Here is a 17,075-nt window from a genome sequence, read left to right as displayed (position 1 = left end):
GATTATTGTACTTCCAGAATACGCAAAATGCTTCCGTTGGGTTCGTAATTAATTTTCTTGTAGCCTTTGCCCACAAATGGGTAGTTTTTTGCTTCGCCTGGATTAAGAGAAACGCCATTCACTTTTGCAGTTTTCTCTCCTATGTTCTTGACAGATCCATATAAAAATCCTTCTTCAAAATTTCCATTTTCAGAAATCTCACTTTCCTTTATTTGCGCCAGTATGTCCATAGCTTTTCTTTTTGATTTGAATGTATTTATAGATGCCAAAGCCAACTGCTCCAGTAACACCAACGATGGCGATTACTTTTACTATTTTTCCTGTTTTGCTATCTGATCTCATTGCCTTTTCAGCAGCTTCTTTTTCTATGGCAGCAGGAACTTTCAAGCTTGCAATTTGTGCTTTCGACACTTTAGTACTGTTCGGAATGGGTTTTCCTTTTTTGACTAGCGTAGGCTTAAAAATGGGTCTGTTCGGAACTTTAGATTTTATGGGCGTGCCCTTTGGGATCAGAATACTTACTGGAACCTTGGACGGTAGCTTTTTGCGTACGACTTTCTTTCCTTTAATCCTTACCGGTCTAGTTTTGATTGCTGCTGGTCTTACGGCATATCGACGTTTTGGTGCGCTTTTAATTTTTCTCTTAGAGCGTCTCGCAAGCCTTCTGGACTTCCTGCGTTGTCTTCTAATTTTCCTGCGACCACGCCTAAAGCTATCGTACCCTTCATCATCATACACGTCGTAATCTGTTAATCCAAATGTGTTTGTCATAGCTGTTGTGGCATTTGTGCACGCTGACCGCCATAAAGCATCGGTGGCTGTTTAGACTTCATTAATATCGCTGCGCCAATCCCGAGAACAACCACGCTGCCACCTATCATTAGTATCATATTTGTTTTCTTTTTGGCTTCGGCTTCCTTGCGTTTTTGCTCTTCACGGCGACGTGCTTCTTCTCGTCGTCGTTCTTCATCGCGACGTCGCTGTTCTTCGCGCATTTGTTGCATACGACGCTCCATATCTCGTTTTGCAGCAGCGGCTTGTGCAGCAGCCGCAGCTGCACCGCTATTGCTACTACCAGAACTTCTGCGTTTCTTCTTTTTAAAAAGCCCGCCCAGTATTCCTACTGCACCTTTAGCAACGGCTCCCCAGAATTCATCTTCTCTTCCTGCAAGACGTGAAATGAGTTCGGCAAGCGCTTTCGCGAAAGCGGAATTTTCATCCTTCATCAATTCTACAGTCTCATTGATAAGTGCTTTGTGCGAAGGTCTATCACGGAAAGTAATGCCGTACACGCGCAAAAGCTGTTGCAACTCCAATGGATAATGAAGGATCAGGTACGAGATATCATCTATCGCCTGATTGTATTTAAGTTGTTTGGTTTTATTTGCCATTTTTTAAGTCAAGTTTTATGCTCGCACCAACCAAAATGCCAGCTATGAATACTACTCCGAAAAGCAACATTTCATCTTTTGATATATGAATGCCATTTTGGTCTTCTTGTGTTGCGGTTTTGGGTTCTGGTTTGCTTTCCTTGCGTTTGCGCAACTCGTTCCAGACCATCTGTACTTCTTGAGCAAGATTTTTATCATCTGGTGAATCGTTTGAACGTTTTACGATGCCTTTATAATAATTCTCTAGTCCCTTGTCATCGTAGGATGAGAACTGGCTCAGAAAGCTATCTTCATCTCCAGAGCCTGCATAATTGGAATGACCGCAGGATTTACAATAGTTTTCCGCTTTCGCGAAAGCGTTATTACTACAAGCAGGACATTTAGCATCTGCTACAGTATTTACTTGGAGAATGGCAGCCTTGTCTGGGTGGATGGCCAAAAGATCTTTTATGACCTTTCTGCCTTTATTTTTAACCAGTTCTTTAACTGCCTGCGACAAGTGTTGCTGACGTTCTATCTTCTCAAAACCATAGTTTAACAGCAGATTATTTGCTGCATCTGTATTGTGGAACACGATATAATCTATCCTGTTCTGTGCGAGATTTTTTGGGTTATTGTTACATTTCATAGGGTGTCGTTAAAAAAGAACAGCCAGAGCTAGGTTTGGGGGAAACCGTGACTCTGGCTGTCTCAATTAGGGAAAGAGTCAAGACTCAAGTCGGAGCTCCAACTAGCGTCTTTTTCGTCTTACTAGGCGTGACTTGGACCGTCTCGCCACCGGTTTTCTGACATATCGACGACGGCTTACAGGTCTCCTGCGAGAACGTCTCACTCTACGTCTGGGACGCCCTAATCTGGGTTTTCTACGACTACGTATGAGGTCTAATTGTGGAAGTCCTGTTGTACGTGGCGCACGAGAAAGTTCTGCAACGTTCTGACCTTTAAGCAAGTTGCCCAAGTTTGCTCTTGCCTTAATGGTAAATGTGAATACGGCTGTTACACCATCTTCTACCATAATCTGAAGGGAATCCTGTCCCGTTACGTCCATCTCGAAATTGTCATCGTCAATGAGCGTTTGGGTAAAGTTTTGAGGTGACGTAGCATTACGCGGTTGATACACTCTGGTCGTTTTTGAACCTGAAGCTGTCCGGCGTTCTACACGCAATACATTATCAAACTGTAATGGATTGCTCACGGAGTATTTCATCCCTGCAATCTTGAAAGGATTTGCCTTACTCTCTTCTCGTACTTCCTTGTGACTGGATTCTTCTATCTCTACGGTCACGCCATTAGGCTGAGCTGCTTCACGGTTTCCACCAAATACATTGGCCTCGGCCGCAGCACCTGATTTGTTTGTGATCACAACCGTAAGCGTACGATCGTTAGGGTCAATCTTACCTACAGATGCTGCGGTGTAGTCGTCATAATCATCTTCAAACTCACCTTCATCTGCATAGTCGTCATAATCATCGTACTCGTCTTCATACTCATCATCATAGCCATCTTCTAGGCCTTCAAAGCCTGTGTCGAAGTCGTCCTCATCATCGTAGTCGTCAAAGTCTTCTCCGTCGTCGTAATCGTCATATTGGTTTTCTGCGTCTTCTTCGTAGCGCATTAACTCGTCGTTATAATCTTTCATTATTGTGGGATTTGTCCATTGCAACAATGGAATTTTGTGTTGTCAAGAATAAATAGCCCTTGCTGGCGCATCTCTAAATGCTATGCCTTTTTTGTAGGGGCTGCCGCAGTCTTCTTGTTTTTTTCTGCTAGCTTTTTTGCCTTCATCTTTTGAACCATCGGTGCTACGACAAGCGTTCCGATTGCGATGCCGGCGATTCCTGCACCTACGCAATACATTATAGGTTGCCAGGCGATGTCATTTTTCTGTGCCATTTGTGGGTTGTTTTTATAAAACTGTTTGTTATAGTTGGCAGGTCTCTAAACCTTGTGAATACAAAGATGTAGGGAAGTGGAAGGTTTACCGCTGTGCAGAAAGGGACTTTGGGACAATAGCACAGATACTAGAGAATATGATACAATTGATACTAGAGAAACAAGTATAGGAATAGTTATTGCTATATATGTCAAGTAAATGAATGTAAAAACTTGACATTATAAAGAATTAGAGTATCTTTGTAATGTTTTAACTATGAATATAACAGCATATATAAAAGATAAGATAGCTCGTATAGATGCAGGAGACGCATTTACATACGATGATCTTGCTATACCTGAAGGTGAGTTTACTGCTGCATCTAAGTCTCTAAGTAGATTAGTAACTGCTGGTACTATTAAAAGATTTAGAAAAGGTGTTTATTATAGACCTAAGCAAACAGATTTTGGCGAATTGAGACCAAGAGATACTGAGCTCTTAAAAATATATCTTTTTGAAGGAAACAAACAAGTCGCTTATGTTACCGGTGTGAGCCTATACAATCAATTAAGATTAACCACGCAAGTACCGAGCGTCATACGTGTCGCAAGTGATTCAAAACAAGTACGCGGTAAAGTGGGAAATACGATTGTGCGGCCTGCCAAAAGCTATGTAAAAGTATCAAAGAAAAACATCCCTTTGCTACAAGTGCTAGATGTTGCCAAGGATTTTAAATCCATTCCAGATGCTAATAGGTCTCAAATACTTACTTTCTTAAAAAATAAAATTGCTCAGTTTTCAGGAAAAGATCTGGAGCGTTTTACCGCTTTCGCGAAAGCGTACCCACCTAAAGTTGCAGCTTTAATAGGTGCTATATATGAGTTTATGGGATTAGAAAAGCAAAGCCGTGCGTTACGTGATAACATAAATGCACTAAGCACTTACACCTTTGGAATAAGCAAAGATTTATTACCTACCATTAACAACTGGAACATCGCTTAATGAAATTACACGAATATAAAGAGCCTTTTAGAAATGCCATACGAGCGGCTGCAGACCACTATGGCATTGCCGAAATTTTTATAGAAAAGGATTATTGGGTAACATTTGCGCTCAAGCAGATATTTAACGATCCTACTTCTAAGGATATTGCAGTATTTAAAGGTGGAACCTCTTTATCAAAATGTCATAAGATTATTGAGCGCTTCTCTGAAGACATAGACCTCGTTATAATTACCGAAGAAGGTGACGGAAGTAATGCCATAAAAAAGAAACTTAAATTAGTTACGGAAGCAGTGAAAGAACCTCTGGTAAATGTTCCTGGTCACTTGGTTGAGAATAAGAAAGGAAAGATTAGAAAACTGGTGTATAGCTATGATAAAAGCGGAATGGATGGAGCATTTGGGCACGTGCGCGACGAGATTGTTGTAGAAGTGTCAAGTTATGGAAGCCCACATCCTAGCAGCACCATTGAGATTCACTCAATGATTACCGGTTTAATTGCCAGTACAGGAAATGTAGATCTTATAACCAAATATGAGCTTGAACCGTTTACAGTCGTTGTGCTAGATATAGAACGCACTTTTTGCGAGAAAGTCATAAGTCTAATACGGTTTTCGTACACCGAAAATCCAGTAAAAGATTTAGCCGATAAAGTAAGACACACTTATGATTTACATCAACTATTAAAGTTAGAACTGATACAAGACTTCTTATCTAGCGAAGACTTCTCAAAAATGCTTAACCAAGTAGGAAGAGATGATGATAAGGCAATCCCAAATGATAAAGAATGGTTATCACAGCATCCTATTGAGGCTCTAATATTTAATGACCTTGATGGTGTTTGGAATAAAATAAAATCTACATATAATAGCTCGTTTAAAGAATTACTTACAGGCAAATTACCTGATGAAAAAGAAGTTCTCAAATCTCTTAACGCCATTAAGAATCGTGTGGGAGAAATTAAATGGGAGATGTCATAAGTAAAAACAAACTCAATATTCTTTACCTATTAACTTAATATCTATATGAACCCATTAGATCAATTCAAAAATATAAATGCAAGCCAAAAAGCTATAGAAGCAGCGATGGGTAGTATTGCAAAATTAGATTGGGTAAATGATATAACTAAACGCATTCAGTATCCTACGAATATCGCGGCATTTGGTGGAGCATTAGATATTCTTAAATCAATGCACCAACATCCTGGATATGAATCTCTGAATTCTGTAGCTCAAATAGCATCTGGAATAGCACCTTTACTAGATTGGTATAAAGATAATCCTCTGAAGAACCAAATGGATGGCATCATAACCAATCACGCCTTGCTCAATAAGCGCTTGTCATCCTTATCATCAATGTATGCTGAAAATTACGTGAAGCCCTTAAACGCTATGGAAGTTGCGCTGAGAGGAATTTCTACAGATTTTTTGAAGAACATTTCATTTGATGACCTCGATGTAGCTGAAGAAGAATATGTTCTTGTTGAAGAAGCTACAGACGCAATAGTGACTCAAGCAGAATCTCTACAATCTTCCACAGATAAGTATGTGACTCAGGAAAGTTTTGAAAAATTTCAGATACAGTTGTTTGATGAATTACAGCTGATAAGTTCAAAGTCCAAATCAGAAAAAGCTAAAGTATTTATTTTTCAATTAATGCAAATTATTTCATTTACAGTAATGATTTTTTCATTGCATAGTGATTCCCATAAAATGACAAATAAGGAGCTGTCTGAAATAATAGATAATAAATTTAAATCTCACCAAGATCAAACTAACACAAAGCTAGATAGCATTCTAAGTCAAATCACTAAACAAAGGCTCGCTACTACTAACGTAAATCTTAGAGTTAATAATAAGAAAAGAGCTGCGATAAAGGGTATAGTTAAAAAAGGTCAGCTGGTAAGTGTGATCGAAACTCGACATAAGTACTTATTAATCTACTATATTGATAAGGAAACTAATGAACCAAAGTCTGGATTCGTCTATAAAAAATACTTTGAAAAAATAGATTAAAACTAAATAGGCCCAGCCATCCCATCTTCGTGATACCGCAACTTATCTGAAATCAACTTTACAATGGCATCGTTCTTTGTTTTGTAGATATTGTTACCATCAAAATCTTGCTCATTGAGCAGCATTTTTACTTTACGAGACTCTTCCTGATCAATGAACTTTTTACAAGCTCTGATAAAAGCAGCACGGCTGCAACCTCGTATGCGCTGCTCACGCATATTGATATAAACAAAAAAACTTTTCTGAATCTTGTATTCCAGCTCCGTGATCTTTCCCATCGCAAAGGCATTTGAACACAACTCGTATTGCTCATCTACAATAAGCTGACCGATGCGCACCATTTGATACCTTGGGATGCGTTCTCGATATCTTGTCACATCATCTACTTGATGATGTAACCGTAACCAAGTACAGTTTTGCCATTCTGATGTTGTAATTTTTGCAACAGATTGGTGCGTGAGTACAATATCAATTCCCTTGTGACGCACGGTACAGAGTGCGCCAATCATAGACTGTCCTTTAGCACCAGTCATATAATGGTCAATGTCGTCCAGTACAACAAGGCCATTTTTGAAGTGCTTCATTATTTTAGTAATCACTTCCTTTTTCTCATCGTTATCCATAGGTGAGCCGTCTGGATTAAATGGTCTGATTCTACGTGAAGAGACTTTTGTAAGCGCCTTTAAATGATTGGGACTCACAGTTCGGAATTGTGGATAATCATCATCGTTGGTATCAAAAGCCAACACTTTACGACCTTTTTTACCTACTGCAAGATGATCCATCATATAGCGCTTAATCTCTTGTTTGTTACGATAGGTTTTCCCGACACCAGTCTCACCACAAACGAGCAAGATCATCGGCTGGCGCTCCAGATCTTCTTTTAGATAATTGATGGGTTTTCTGCCTCGATTAGAAATTCTTGACATAGCTACTCAGTTTTAGCTTTGTCTTGAGCAACTTCTAAAATTGTTGCTTCAGGAATATCTTCATCTACTTCTTCAAAATCTACTGCTTCCGTTGTCTGTGGTTCTTTTATTTTCGCTTTCGCGAAAGCTCCATCAGTTTCAATCTCTTCATTATCAAAATCTATTTCTTCCTGAAAATCTTCATTCTCAAAATCTTCTTCAACTTCGTCGTTTACCTCTTGAGTAGCTGAAGCTTTTTCTTCTCGGATAATATCCAGAATACGCTCTTCCAGAATGTTATTTTCGGCACGTACTTCCATAACTACTTGAGCCTTTTTCATTAAAATAGAAAGTACTGCACCCATAAGCTGTTGCTCTGGTGTGAGCTTTTTAGCTTTCTTACGAAGAATTTGTGCGAGCAACGGGCGCAATAATGCCTTATCTTCCTTATCCAGCTTTACACGAGCAACATTCTTGTCGTTCTGCTGATCGATGACGGTAATAATCTCATCAAACTCATAGAATTCCTTGTGCTTGCTGATTTTTACAAAATAACCGCCACCTACTTCCAGCACATTGTTAGACATTCCGAGCAGCGCATCGGCAGCTTGATTGGCTTGGCTTAGCGGTAATTCAAAATCCTCATCGGTTGGTTGCGGTTCATCGTCATTCTCGTAACCGCCACTATTTATTTCTTGTTCTGGTGCGTCTAGTGGCTGATCGCGCTTCTCTTGCTCGACGTTTTCTTCTACCTTTTTACGAAATTCTGGTTGCTCGGTATTCGCCGCGACTGGTTCTTCCGGCATTTGATGTGGCCTGTCTGGTTTCCAAACGTTCCAACTTTTCTGTTTATCTGGGTCATTATCGACTGGACGCTCGCCACCTATATCTTTTTCAATTACTGGCTGATTAAGCGGACTGCTTTCTTCGCCCTGAATATTTTCAAACGTAATCTCTTCTGGTGCTGTGGTAAGGACGTCTTTTACTTCTTGAGCTATTTCCTTTTTCATATTCTTAATTGAGTTTTGCGATAAAGTTGACCACGTTGTTTTCCAGTATTTTAAACTTGGCTACAAAAGGTTTGTAAAAACTAGGTATGGAAAGAATCTCATCGCATTTATGGTAATTATACATCACGGCACGCTTGGACTGTTTAAAGTTCTCGCCAATCTTGGCGTAGCTCGTATCTGTATATTTTTTCAGTAGGAAATAACACGCCATTCTAGCATCGCGGTATTCCTGAATACTACTGGCATAAAAATCTGTTTCTTGAAGATTGAAAATCTGGATACTTTGTGAGACGATGTACACTAAAAGTAATTTCACTTTCTGTGTATCGCTGGACTGCAACTGCGTGTTGCCCGAAAGATTATTAATGACTTCAATGGTTTTTACAAGACCAAACTTGCCTATGAGCGTATCTACACTCTGCTGTAAATCGCTATAATCAGGCTGTTCTTTTTTCATCTGGGATGTGAATTGATTCTCACGTGCCAAACTACTAAAAGAGAGTTTTTAAAAGATTGTTAATTGTACCCTAGTAAATTATGGAGATTTTACTATAATGTTGCTGTTTGAAAACATAACCAATTGAAGTTTCAAAAAATAATGAAGTTAGAAACCATAGAAGAACTTAAACGAGAAATAAACACATACGAGATGGTTGCTTTATTAAAAGCCTGCTACGATTATTTTGATATCGAAATTGAAAAACCCAAAGCTTTATGGGTTCCACTCACGATAATGAAATGGACGTATTTGTACGGTACGAGAACCAAACCAGTAAAACCATTGACTGACAAAGCTTTTCGAACACTTTTTGACGCTATAATGGAATTTGATCCCGATCATATTTCAAACTATATGAAATCTCAAGGAATTCATCGAGCCTTTGCGATACTACATTATCAGCAGTTTTATCTTCAAACCGCCGTACATAAAGAGCGTTTCAGCACACAATTAAAGTTATTTGAAAGTTTAAAATCGAGGTATGATATTTCAGCCTCATTTAAAAAGAAAACTGGTCTTTCTATTGCAAAATTTTTAGGATTACTTCAGTGTATGTGGTTATATGCTCAAATGAAACAATCAGAATTTCCTAACACAAAAATTACGGGCTACGTAAGTCAACCTATACTTGATAGTATGTCTGAAATATTTGGAAAATTACAAACTGAACGATTTATTAATCTTTTAATGATAACACCATTAACCGCAGCTAAAGAAGCCAAAAAATGGAAAGGAACCAATGCTACTAAATATGAGATGATGGAACACTCATTTCTCACTTTATTCCCATTTCAGTGGTTTGAAAATTCTATACGTATCGTACATCCATCTGTTTTCAACAATACCGCAAACTACTACATTTATGATTATATGAAAATCAATGAGCCAAAGTTCACAACAGAATTTGGAGCAAGGTTTGAAAAATATATTCAGTTAGGGTTAGACGAAATAAATATTAGTTACAAAACTGAGAGCCAAGTGAAGCGATCACTTCCCGCGAAACACAAAGTCATTGATTTTTTGATTAATGATAATATTTTATTGGAATGCAAAGCTATCGAACCTAAGCCCTTAGCATCAATCAACCCAACAGACGATTATGTGTACTCGTCTTATAAAGATTCACTTTTGAAAGCCTATTATGAGCAAATGCTACCTGTATCTAAATTTTTAAATCCTAATCAAGAGAATTGGGGAATTGTAATAACGTATAAGAATATTTTCTGGTCAGATTACAGAGAACTCTATCAGTTTACAAAAGACAAATATGTAAATAGTAGTGACAACAGCCAGTTGCCTCCAGAAAATGTATTCATTATGGATATTCATACCTGGGATTTGGTTGTCAATGTAATTACAACAGGTCAAACCACATTGCCAGATCTTCTCAAAAAAGCAAGAAGTGCTAATTCAAACCATCTGACAAGAAAAGCACAGTTCGATATGCAATTGGACGACTTTGATCTTAGGCAGTTTCAGCTTTCTTATCTTAAGGAAGAACTTAAGCTGTTGAAGATATAAACCTTATGATTCCGCTTTCGCGAAAGCGTACTGAAAACAAAATCGTAAATAAATGTAAATAGCCTGTAAAGTTTGTTAATTTTAGGAGCTGAACAACTTTGTAAAGCAATAAATGGCATTATTCCAGACATCTGTACTTAAAAAATATCTTACTCAACAAGACGCAAACGCAGTATCCAAAGCCTATCGCAAGTATGCCAAGTACTTTTTAAATCCTGAAATACAGGAGAATATACGCACGAGCAACGAAGAGCAATTTCAGGCGACTTTTCTTACCGAGTTGTTTGTAAACGTACTGGATTACACCATTAATCCCAGTCCCAAATACAATCTTACTACAGAGTACAAAAACGAAAAGAACAACCGCAAGGCAGATGGTGCCATCTTAAATGATGGCGCTACCGTTGCCGTTGTAGAACTTAAGGGAACAAACACTAAAGATCTAGAGAGCATACGTAAGCAGGCTTTTGATTATAAAGTAAACCACAAGGGATGTCGTTTTGTGATTACGTCTAATTTTGAAAAGTTACGACTCTATATAGATGATGCAACGGAGCATCTTGCATTTGACCTATTCCAGCTTACTGAGGCAGATTTTTCACTACTTTATTTATGTCTACATAAAGACAACTTACTCAAAGCAATACCACTCAAAATAAAGCAGGATTCGCTCATTGTAGAAGAGCAGATTACCAAAGATTTTTATAAAGATTACTCTTTATTTAAACGCGAACTGTACCGCGACCTGGTCAAGAAAAACGGTAAGGTTCTAAAAGTGGCGCTACAAAATGACACCGGTATTCCTGATGATGAAAACCACCAGAATGACCTAGAACGACTAGAGAAAAATGTAAAGCTTACGCTCTTTAAAAAATCGCAGAAACTGATAGATCGTTTTCTGTTCATCTTCTTCGCCGAAGATCGAGGTCTATTACAACCTAACTACACCTTAAAACGTCTAGCAGAATGGGACACCATACGCAAGCTGGATGTAGATGAGCCATTGTACGATCGGTTTAAAAAGCATTTTAACTATCTAGATAAAGGTCGCAAGGGCGATGCAGAGAATAAAGAGATTTTTGCCTATAATGGCGGTCTATTTAAACCAGATTCTATTCTAGATCGTGTTTTAATAGATGATGAACTGCTGTATAAACACACTAAGAAACTCGCGACTTACGATTTTGAAAGTCAGGTAGATGTCAATATCCTTGGGCATATTTTTGAAAACTCACTCAACGAGATTGAGAGTATTAATGCCGAAATAGAAGGTGGCGACTTTGACAAGCAAAAGAGCAAGCGCAAGAAAGATGGTGTTTTTTACACGCCTAAATATATTACCAAATACATAGTAGAAAACACCGTTGGCAAACTGTGTGATGAGAAAAAGACAGCACTCGGTTTCCAGGAAGAAGAATATTTTAAAGGTCGTGGTACGGGAAGAAATAAGCGTAACGATAAAACCATACAGAAACTCGTAACCATTCTGGATGACTATCGCGACTGGCTCTTACAGATCACCATTTGTGATCCTGCCTGTGGCTCTGGCGCTTTCCTAAATCAAGCGCTGGATTTTCTGATTAAGGAGCACCAATACATAGACGAGCTCAAGACTAAAATTTTGGGCGGTGGTCTACAATTTCCAGATATAGAAAACACCATACTGGAGAACAACATTTACGGTGTAGATCTTAATGAGGAGTCTGTGGAGATTGCAAAACTCTCGCTATGGCTACGCACCGCACAACCACGTAGAAAATTAAACGACCTGAGCAGTAATATTAAGTGCGGTAACAGCTTGATAGATAGCAAGAGCGTTGCTGGAGATAAAGCATTTCATTGGGAAACCGCTTTCGCGAAAGTGTTTGAAAATGGAGGTTTTGATGTTGTGATTGGGAATCCGCCTTATGTGAGGCAGGAATTACTAGACACTAAAATAAAAAAGTGGATTAATTCAAATTATGAAGTTGGTACAGGTGCAGCAGATTTATATATTTATTTCTATAACCAAGGTTTAAATATTTTAAAACAGAGTGGGATGCTCGGTTTTATTACACCAAATAAATTCATAAAAGCGCGCTATGGCAAAAATCTAAGGAATTACTTATCTCAATTCGAGATTGAAGGATTAATTGATTTTGGTGAACTGCCTGTTTTTAGTGATGCATCTACATTTCCATTGATATTTCTAATCAGAAATGCAGTTAGCCGTCAAGAAGATTTTGAATTCTGCCAAATAGATAATTTGGATAAGAAAGATTTTACGGCAATTGTTGAAACAACTTCTATCAAAATCTCAAATGATCAGATAAAATCGGATGACTGGAATCTTATAAGTGCTGAATATTATCAAATAATGAATAAGATGCTGTCGAAAAGTGTACTTCTAGGAGAAAGATTCCAATTAAATTATGGTGTCAAAACTGGTTATAACGAAGCATTTATCATCGATAAAGTAACAGCAAATACTCTTATTGCAGAGGACTATAAATCTAAAGAGATAATAAAACCATTTTTAAAAGGCACCGATGTAAGAAAAAACCATATTGAGAACTATGAACAGTTTTTAATATTTACAAGAAGAGGAATTGACATCGATAACTATCCTTCAATTCGAGAATATCTATTACCTAATAAGGATCGATTGACACCTGGTATAAAAGGCGGTAGAAAAAAAGGCGATTATAAATGGTTTGAAATTCAAGATACTGTTAGTTACCACGCAGATTTTGAAAGTGAAAAGATTATTTTTCCTGTTATAGCTAAAGAGTCGCGGTTTGTAGTTGATAGAGAAAATTACTATTTCAATGATAAAGCCTTTATGATTCCTGGCGGATCAATCTCGTTATGTACGCTTTTGAATTCAAAACTAATTTGGTTTTACTTAAAGAATACCTGTTCTGTTCTTGGAGATCCCAATAAAGGTGGACGATTAGAGCTGAGAAGTATTTATATGAATCTTGTTCCTATTTCTAATAACCTTTTTGATAATGATGAATTTAAATCAATCTCAATTGAATATGAGGAATTAGAGAAAAATTTACATCAGACACTCGAAAAATTTAATAGATATTATCAACATAAGTTCTTGCTTGAAAAAACATCTCGCAAACTAGAAAACTGGCAAGACCTAGATTTTGGCGACTTTATCAAAGAGTTAAATAAAGCCATTAAAGCAACTAATAAGCAACGCGATAAAGATGGACTAGCACCTATTGCCACACTCACTAAAACAGATGAGTTTGAATGGCTGGATCTCTTTGAGCAAAACAAGAAAAAAGCACAAGACCTACAACTACACATAAACACCATCGAGCAACAAATAGATGCTATGGTGTATAAGCTTTATGGGTTGAGTGAGGATGAGATAAGGATTGTGGAGGGAAGTTAAAAATAGAAAATATGAGCACGACAGAGATAAAATCAATGAAATATGAGAGCTTTATGACTAGAGCTCATCGTTTAGATAGAAGAATTAGAAGACCAAGCAAGGCAGAGTTTCAAAACCTCGTTAGGTTAGAAAATAAAAATGAGAATTACAGTAAGTTTTTAGACGGGCTAAAAGACCGGATGGAAAAAGCTTGTGAGATATTCTTAAATCAAGATCCGCCTTACGATGAACAGGAACGCCTAAATATATTACGTAGTTTAATTGCACAAGCAAAATCTTATGAAGAGATATATAAGTGTGCAGCGAGAGGATTAGTAATGACTGAGCGTTTTAAATAGATGGTTATGGAAGAAAATTATAATAAAGGTTCAAAATGGATTAAGTGTGATTTGCACGTTCATACACCATTTTCTATTGAACATCATTATGGCGATGGGCAACAAGAAGACGTTTGGGAAAAGTATATTACGGATTTAGAATCTTTACCAGAAGAATTTAAAATCATAGGTATAAATGATTACATCTTCATAGACGGTTACAAAAAGGTAATTGAGTACAAAAAAAATGGTCGGTTATCTAATATTGATTTGATCCTTCCTGTCATTGAATTACGTATCGATAAGTTTGGAAGTATCAATAAGGATAACCCTTTCAAGAGAGTTAACTATCATATAATCTTTTCTGATAAGCTTGATCCAGAAACAATACAACAACAGTTTTTAAATTCTCTAAGCGCTGCATATAAGTTATTTCCAGATTATGAATCCAATAGTAGCGATTGGAACGGTGTAATTACTCGAGATAACCTCATATCATTAGGGGAAGGACTAAAAGCATCTTCAAATGGAGCTTTAAAGGGATCTGCTCTAAAAATAGGCTTTCAATCTTTAAATATTCCGTACAGCCAACTCATAGACAAACTTGATAACATACATTTAAAAGGAAAATTTCTGAAAGCTGTTGGGAAGACTGAATGGGAAGCGATGAGATGGGATGGCTCTCCAGCCGAAAAGAAAAGCGTAATTAACGCGGCAGATTTCGTTTTTACTGCTTCCGCAGACAAAACTGCATTCGATAAATCTAAGGCAAGCCTGAAATTACAAGCTGTCAATGATTTATTATTAGATTGTAGCGACGCTCATTCTTTTAGCTCTGAAACTGATACCAAAGATAGAATAGGAAACTGCAATACTTGGGTAAAAATCAATCCTACATTTGAAGGACTTATGTATCTCTTATATGAACCAGAGAGTAGAATATTTATTGGTCCAGAGCCAGAATTACATACAAGAGTAAGAAACAACCAAACCAAGTACATCCAGAAACTTGCCATTAACCAAATTGCTGATTACAATGAAGCAAATGGAGTTTGGTTTAAAAATCAAGAGGTCTATCCAAGTAGCGAATTAACTGCAATCATTGGAAATAAAGGTAAAGGAAAAAGTGCTATTACGGACATTATAGGCTTGTTAGGTAATTCTCATAATTATGATTATTTCTCATTCTTAAGTAAAAAGAAATTTCTGAAAGGCGGACTAGCTAAGAATTTTGAGGCAGAACTAACTTGGGCAAGTGGTCTAACTGTATCTCAAAATCTTAATAGTTCTATAGATAAGGACTTAGAGGAAAAAGTGAAATATTTACCACAATCTTATTTTGAGGATTTGTGTAATGAAATAGAGAACAATGAAAACTTTAAAAAAGAAATTAATCAAGTTGTATTTACGCACCTAGACATAACCGAACGCAATAACGCTTCCACTTTTGATGAATTTATAGATGTAAAGAAGCAAACTGCTGAAGAAAAAATTGCGTCCTTACGCCAAGAGTTGAGAATTCTTAATGAAGAAATAGTAGGCTTACAACTCAAAAATACTGAAGAACATAAAAAAGGGATACAAAGTAAAATTGATACCATACAATTAGAGATTGATAGTCTTATTAAAAATAAGCCCAAAAACCCTTTCCCTGATGATCCTGATAAAAAGGATGATGATTCAGATACTAAAGGAGAGAATTTCAAATTACTTGAAAAGGCAAATAACGACCTAGACCTTTTAAATATCCAACAAGAGAAACTGACAGAAGAGCTAACGGATCTTAATAGCGATTTGACTAAGCTTTATCAAATTAAGGATAGATTTGAGACTGAAAAAATTAGGATTCAAAATTTTAGATCTGAAGAGTCAGAGGAATTAAAGGCGTTTAATATTTCGATTGATGAAGTCTATCCAGAACCTAAGATTAACCTCGAACCATTAACCAAAATTATTGATAAGAAGGAGCAACAAAAGATCACGTTAGAACTTCAAACAGGCAAACTACCTTTTGATGAAGATAAGCATAAGGATTTATCAATAAATAAATCTGATCTTATAATTGAGAAAATCAAAATATCTACATCTCAAATAGAAGAACTTTCTAAAACACTAGATGCAAAAGAAAAGGCAATTGAGTTTTATAAGTCATCAGTTACAAATTGGGAAAAATCATTGGCTGAAAAGAAAGGAGATGTTTTAAATCCTTCACCTGGCTCATTGAATTATTTCAAAAACCAAGTAAAATTCATTAATGAGCAATTGAGCGATCAAATAGAAATAAAAAAGACTGAGCGTAATGATATAACCACCAAAATTTATGATTCTAAAAAATCCATAGTTGATATTTACGCCCAATTCAAATCTAATATTGATCACAAGCTATCTACCGAGATGCAAGAAATCAAAGAATATGACATTTCTTTAGAGGCATCAATGCAGGTTTCAAATTTTTCCGATAATTTCTTAGAGTTTATAGATAAAGGACGGACAGGATCCTTTAAAGGGCAAGTAGAGTCGGAACTTTTAGTAAAAGAATTGTTAGATCATACCAATCCTAACGAACTTGAAGGAGTTTTAAAATTTCTTGATGAAATATCTCATAAGCTTGAATTCTCTGGCGATGACAAGCAGAATCCTTTCAATCAAATTAAAGAATCAAAAAATCTCAACGAACTCTATGATTTTCTGTACAGTCTTAAATATCTAGATGAAAAATATGAGCTGAAATTTTCAGGTAAAAGCATAGAACAACTTTCGCCTGGAGAGCGTGGAGCCGCGCTCATAGTTTTCTATCTCTTGTTAGATAATGATGAAAAACCTTTGATTATAGATCAGCCCGAAGATAATTTGGACAATCAAAGTGTATTTGAAGTCCTAGTTCCATTTATAAGACAAGCTAAGAAGAAAAGACAACTTATTATTGTCACTCACAACCCAAATTTAGCTGTAGTTGCAGATGCAGAACAGGTAATTCACGTCGAACTAGATAAAAAAGGAAATAACGTCTTTAGCTTCAAATCTGGCGGGATTGAAAAGAATATCATTAATAAGGGAATTGTCGATATACTTGAAGGTACAAAACCTGCTTTTGATAAACGGAAGCTCAAGTATCTAAGTGATAGTTATACGAGACAAATTAAATAAT

General features: G+C 36.9%; 16 protein-coding genes. 7 read left to right on the top strand and 9 right to left on the bottom strand.

The window, feature by feature from the left end:
- Positions 1-2 precede the first annotated feature (2 nt).
- The 6 genes from ACWGOQ_RS14705 to ACWGOQ_RS14680 all read right to left on the bottom strand — a co-directional run bounded on the left by ACWGOQ_RS14705 (position 3) and on the right by ACWGOQ_RS14680 (position 3,248).
- The gene (locus ACWGOQ_RS14705; protein WP_452058873.1) at positions 3-230 is read right to left on the bottom strand and encodes a hypothetical protein; all 228 of its coding nucleotides are present in this window, start codon (positions 228-230) and stop codon (positions 3-5) included.
- Complete coding sequence (locus tag ACWGOQ_RS14700) at positions 199-771, bottom strand: hypothetical protein (RefSeq protein ID WP_452058874.1); 573 nt, start codon at positions 769-771, stop codon at positions 199-201. Before ACWGOQ_RS14700 ends, ACWGOQ_RS14705 begins: the two co-directional genes overlap by 32 nt.
- Positions 768-1,391 carry a hypothetical protein gene (locus tag ACWGOQ_RS14695; RefSeq protein ID WP_452058875.1) on the bottom strand — a complete coding sequence of 208 codons (624 nt, stop codon included), beginning with the start codon at positions 1,389-1,391 and terminating at the stop codon, positions 768-770. Before ACWGOQ_RS14695 ends, ACWGOQ_RS14700 begins: the two co-directional genes overlap by 4 nt.
- Positions 1,381-2,019 (bottom strand): hypothetical protein, encoded by a 639-nt coding sequence (locus ACWGOQ_RS14690; RefSeq protein WP_452058876.1) that lies wholly within the window; start codon positions 2,017-2,019, stop codon positions 1,381-1,383. The genes ACWGOQ_RS14695 and ACWGOQ_RS14690 overlap by 11 nt, the downstream gene beginning before the upstream one ends.
- 102 nt (positions 2,020-2,121) lie before the next feature.
- Entirely contained in the window at positions 2,122-3,030 is a 909-nt protein-coding gene (locus ACWGOQ_RS14685) for a hypothetical protein (protein WP_015361324.1), read from the bottom strand.
- Positions 3,031-3,110: 80 nt separating this feature from the next.
- Positions 3,111-3,248 (bottom strand): hypothetical protein, encoded by a 138-nt coding sequence (locus ACWGOQ_RS14680; RefSeq protein WP_452058877.1) that lies wholly within the window; start codon positions 3,246-3,248, stop codon positions 3,111-3,113.
- A gap of 292 nt (positions 3,249-3,540) precedes the next feature.
- Here ACWGOQ_RS14680 and ACWGOQ_RS14675 point away from each other — a divergent pair, with 292 nt between their 5' ends.
- The 3 genes from ACWGOQ_RS14675 to ACWGOQ_RS14665 are packed head-to-tail and all read left to right on the top strand — an operon-like array spanning position 3,541 to position 6,281.
- Positions 3,541-4,266 (top strand): DUF6088 family protein, encoded by a 726-nt coding sequence (locus ACWGOQ_RS14675; protein ID WP_452058878.1) that lies wholly within the window; start codon positions 3,541-3,543, stop codon positions 4,264-4,266.
- On the top strand, positions 4,266-5,246 hold the full coding sequence (locus ACWGOQ_RS14670; RefSeq protein ID WP_452058879.1) for a nucleotidyl transferase AbiEii/AbiGii toxin family protein: 981 nt from the start codon (positions 4,266-4,268) through the stop codon (positions 5,244-5,246). The genes ACWGOQ_RS14675 and ACWGOQ_RS14670 overlap by 1 nt, the downstream gene beginning before the upstream one ends.
- Positions 5,247-5,291: 45 nt before the next feature.
- Positions 5,292-6,281, top strand: coding sequence for a hypothetical protein (locus ACWGOQ_RS14665; protein ID WP_452058880.1), 990 nt, complete (start codon positions 5,292-5,294; stop codon positions 6,279-6,281).
- Positions 6,282-6,283: 2 nt separating this feature from the next.
- Here ACWGOQ_RS14665 and ACWGOQ_RS14660 read toward each other — a convergent pair whose 3' ends face one another.
- From ACWGOQ_RS14660 to ACWGOQ_RS14650, 3 genes are read right to left on the bottom strand one after another with little or no spacing between them, the layout of a single operon-like run.
- The gene (locus ACWGOQ_RS14660; protein ID WP_452058881.1) at positions 6,284-7,210 is read right to left on the bottom strand and encodes a zonular occludens toxin domain-containing protein; all 927 of its coding nucleotides are present in this window, start codon (positions 7,208-7,210) and stop codon (positions 6,284-6,286) included.
- Between the two features lie 2 nt (positions 7,211-7,212).
- Positions 7,213-8,199, bottom strand: coding sequence for a hypothetical protein (locus ACWGOQ_RS14655; RefSeq protein WP_452058882.1), 987 nt, complete (start codon positions 8,197-8,199; stop codon positions 7,213-7,215).
- A 4-nt stretch (positions 8,200-8,203) separates the two neighbouring features.
- Positions 8,204-8,656 carry a hypothetical protein gene (locus ACWGOQ_RS14650; protein WP_452058883.1) on the bottom strand — a complete coding sequence of 151 codons (453 nt, stop codon included), beginning with the start codon at positions 8,654-8,656 and terminating at the stop codon, positions 8,204-8,206.
- Positions 8,657-8,797: 141 nt separating this feature from the next.
- Here ACWGOQ_RS14650 and ACWGOQ_RS14645 point away from each other — a divergent pair, with 141 nt between their 5' ends.
- From ACWGOQ_RS14645 to ACWGOQ_RS14630, 4 genes are all read left to right on the top strand, one after another.
- On the top strand, positions 8,798-10,219 hold the full coding sequence (locus tag ACWGOQ_RS14645) for a hypothetical protein (RefSeq protein WP_452058884.1): 1,422 nt from the start codon (positions 8,798-8,800) through the stop codon (positions 10,217-10,219).
- A gap of 112 nt (positions 10,220-10,331) precedes the next feature.
- Complete coding sequence (locus ACWGOQ_RS14640; RefSeq protein ID WP_452058885.1) at positions 10,332-13,610, top strand: Eco57I restriction-modification methylase domain-containing protein; 3,279 nt, start codon at positions 10,332-10,334, stop codon at positions 13,608-13,610.
- An 11-nt stretch (positions 13,611-13,621) separates the two neighbouring features.
- A complete protein-coding gene (locus ACWGOQ_RS14635) occupies positions 13,622-13,948 on the top strand; it encodes a hypothetical protein (protein WP_452058886.1) in 327 nt (108 codons plus the stop codon).
- Between the two features lie 6 nt (positions 13,949-13,954).
- Positions 13,955-17,074: a TrlF family AAA-like ATPase gene (locus tag ACWGOQ_RS14630; RefSeq protein WP_452058887.1), complete on the top strand. Its 3,120-nt coding sequence runs from the start codon at positions 13,955-13,957 to the stop codon at positions 17,072-17,074.
- The last annotated feature ends 1 nt before the right edge of the window (position 17,075 follow it).

It is taken from the genome of Aquimarina ulvae, assembly GCF_053613295.3.
This window is presented reverse-complemented; position numbering and strand designations above follow the sequence as displayed.

Bases quoted from the DNA above. Each gene is read 5' to 3' on its own strand.
- ACWGOQ_RS14630 (WP_452058887.1), top strand. From the start codon at position 13,955: ATGGAAGAAAATTATAATAAAGGTTCAAAATGGATTAAGTGTGATTTG.
- ACWGOQ_RS14695 (WP_452058875.1), bottom strand. From the start codon at position 1,391: ATGGCAAATAAAACCAAACAACTTAAATACAATCAGGCGATAGATGAT.
- ACWGOQ_RS14655 (WP_452058882.1), bottom strand. From the start codon at position 8,199: ATGAAAAAGGAAATAGCTCAAGAAGTAAAAGACGTCCTTACCACAGCA.
- ACWGOQ_RS14660 (WP_452058881.1), bottom strand. From the start codon at position 7,210: ATGTCAAGAATTTCTAATCGAGGCAGAAAACCCATCAATTATCTAAAA.
- ACWGOQ_RS14680 (WP_452058877.1), bottom strand. From the start codon at position 3,248: ATGTATTGCGTAGGTGCAGGAATCGCCGGCATCGCAATCGGAACGCTT.
- ACWGOQ_RS14705 (WP_452058873.1), bottom strand. From the start codon at position 230: ATGGACATACTGGCGCAAATAAAGGAAAGTGAGATTTCTGAAAATGGA.
- ACWGOQ_RS14675 (WP_452058878.1), top strand. From the start codon at position 3,541: ATGAATATAACAGCATATATAAAAGATAAGATAGCTCGTATAGATGCA.
- ACWGOQ_RS14690 (WP_452058876.1), bottom strand. From the start codon at position 2,019: ATGAAATGTAACAATAACCCAAAAAATCTCGCACAGAACAGGATAGAT.
- ACWGOQ_RS14640 (WP_452058885.1), top strand. From the start codon at position 10,332: ATGGCATTATTCCAGACATCTGTACTTAAAAAATATCTTACTCAACAA.
- ACWGOQ_RS14635 (WP_452058886.1), top strand. From the start codon at position 13,622: ATGAGCACGACAGAGATAAAATCAATGAAATATGAGAGCTTTATGACT.
- ACWGOQ_RS14650 (WP_452058883.1), bottom strand. From the start codon at position 8,656: ATGAAAAAAGAACAGCCTGATTATAGCGATTTACAGCAGAGTGTAGAT.
- ACWGOQ_RS14700 (WP_452058874.1), bottom strand. From the start codon at position 771: ATGACAAACACATTTGGATTAACAGATTACGACGTGTATGATGATGAA.
- ACWGOQ_RS14665 (WP_452058880.1), top strand. From the start codon at position 5,292: ATGAACCCATTAGATCAATTCAAAAATATAAATGCAAGCCAAAAAGCT.
- ACWGOQ_RS14685 (WP_015361324.1), bottom strand. From the start codon at position 3,030: ATGAAAGATTATAACGACGAGTTAATGCGCTACGAAGAAGACGCAGAA.
- ACWGOQ_RS14670 (WP_452058879.1), top strand. From the start codon at position 4,266: ATGAAATTACACGAATATAAAGAGCCTTTTAGAAATGCCATACGAGCG.
- ACWGOQ_RS14645 (WP_452058884.1), top strand. From the start codon at position 8,798: ATGAAGTTAGAAACCATAGAAGAACTTAAACGAGAAATAAACACATAC.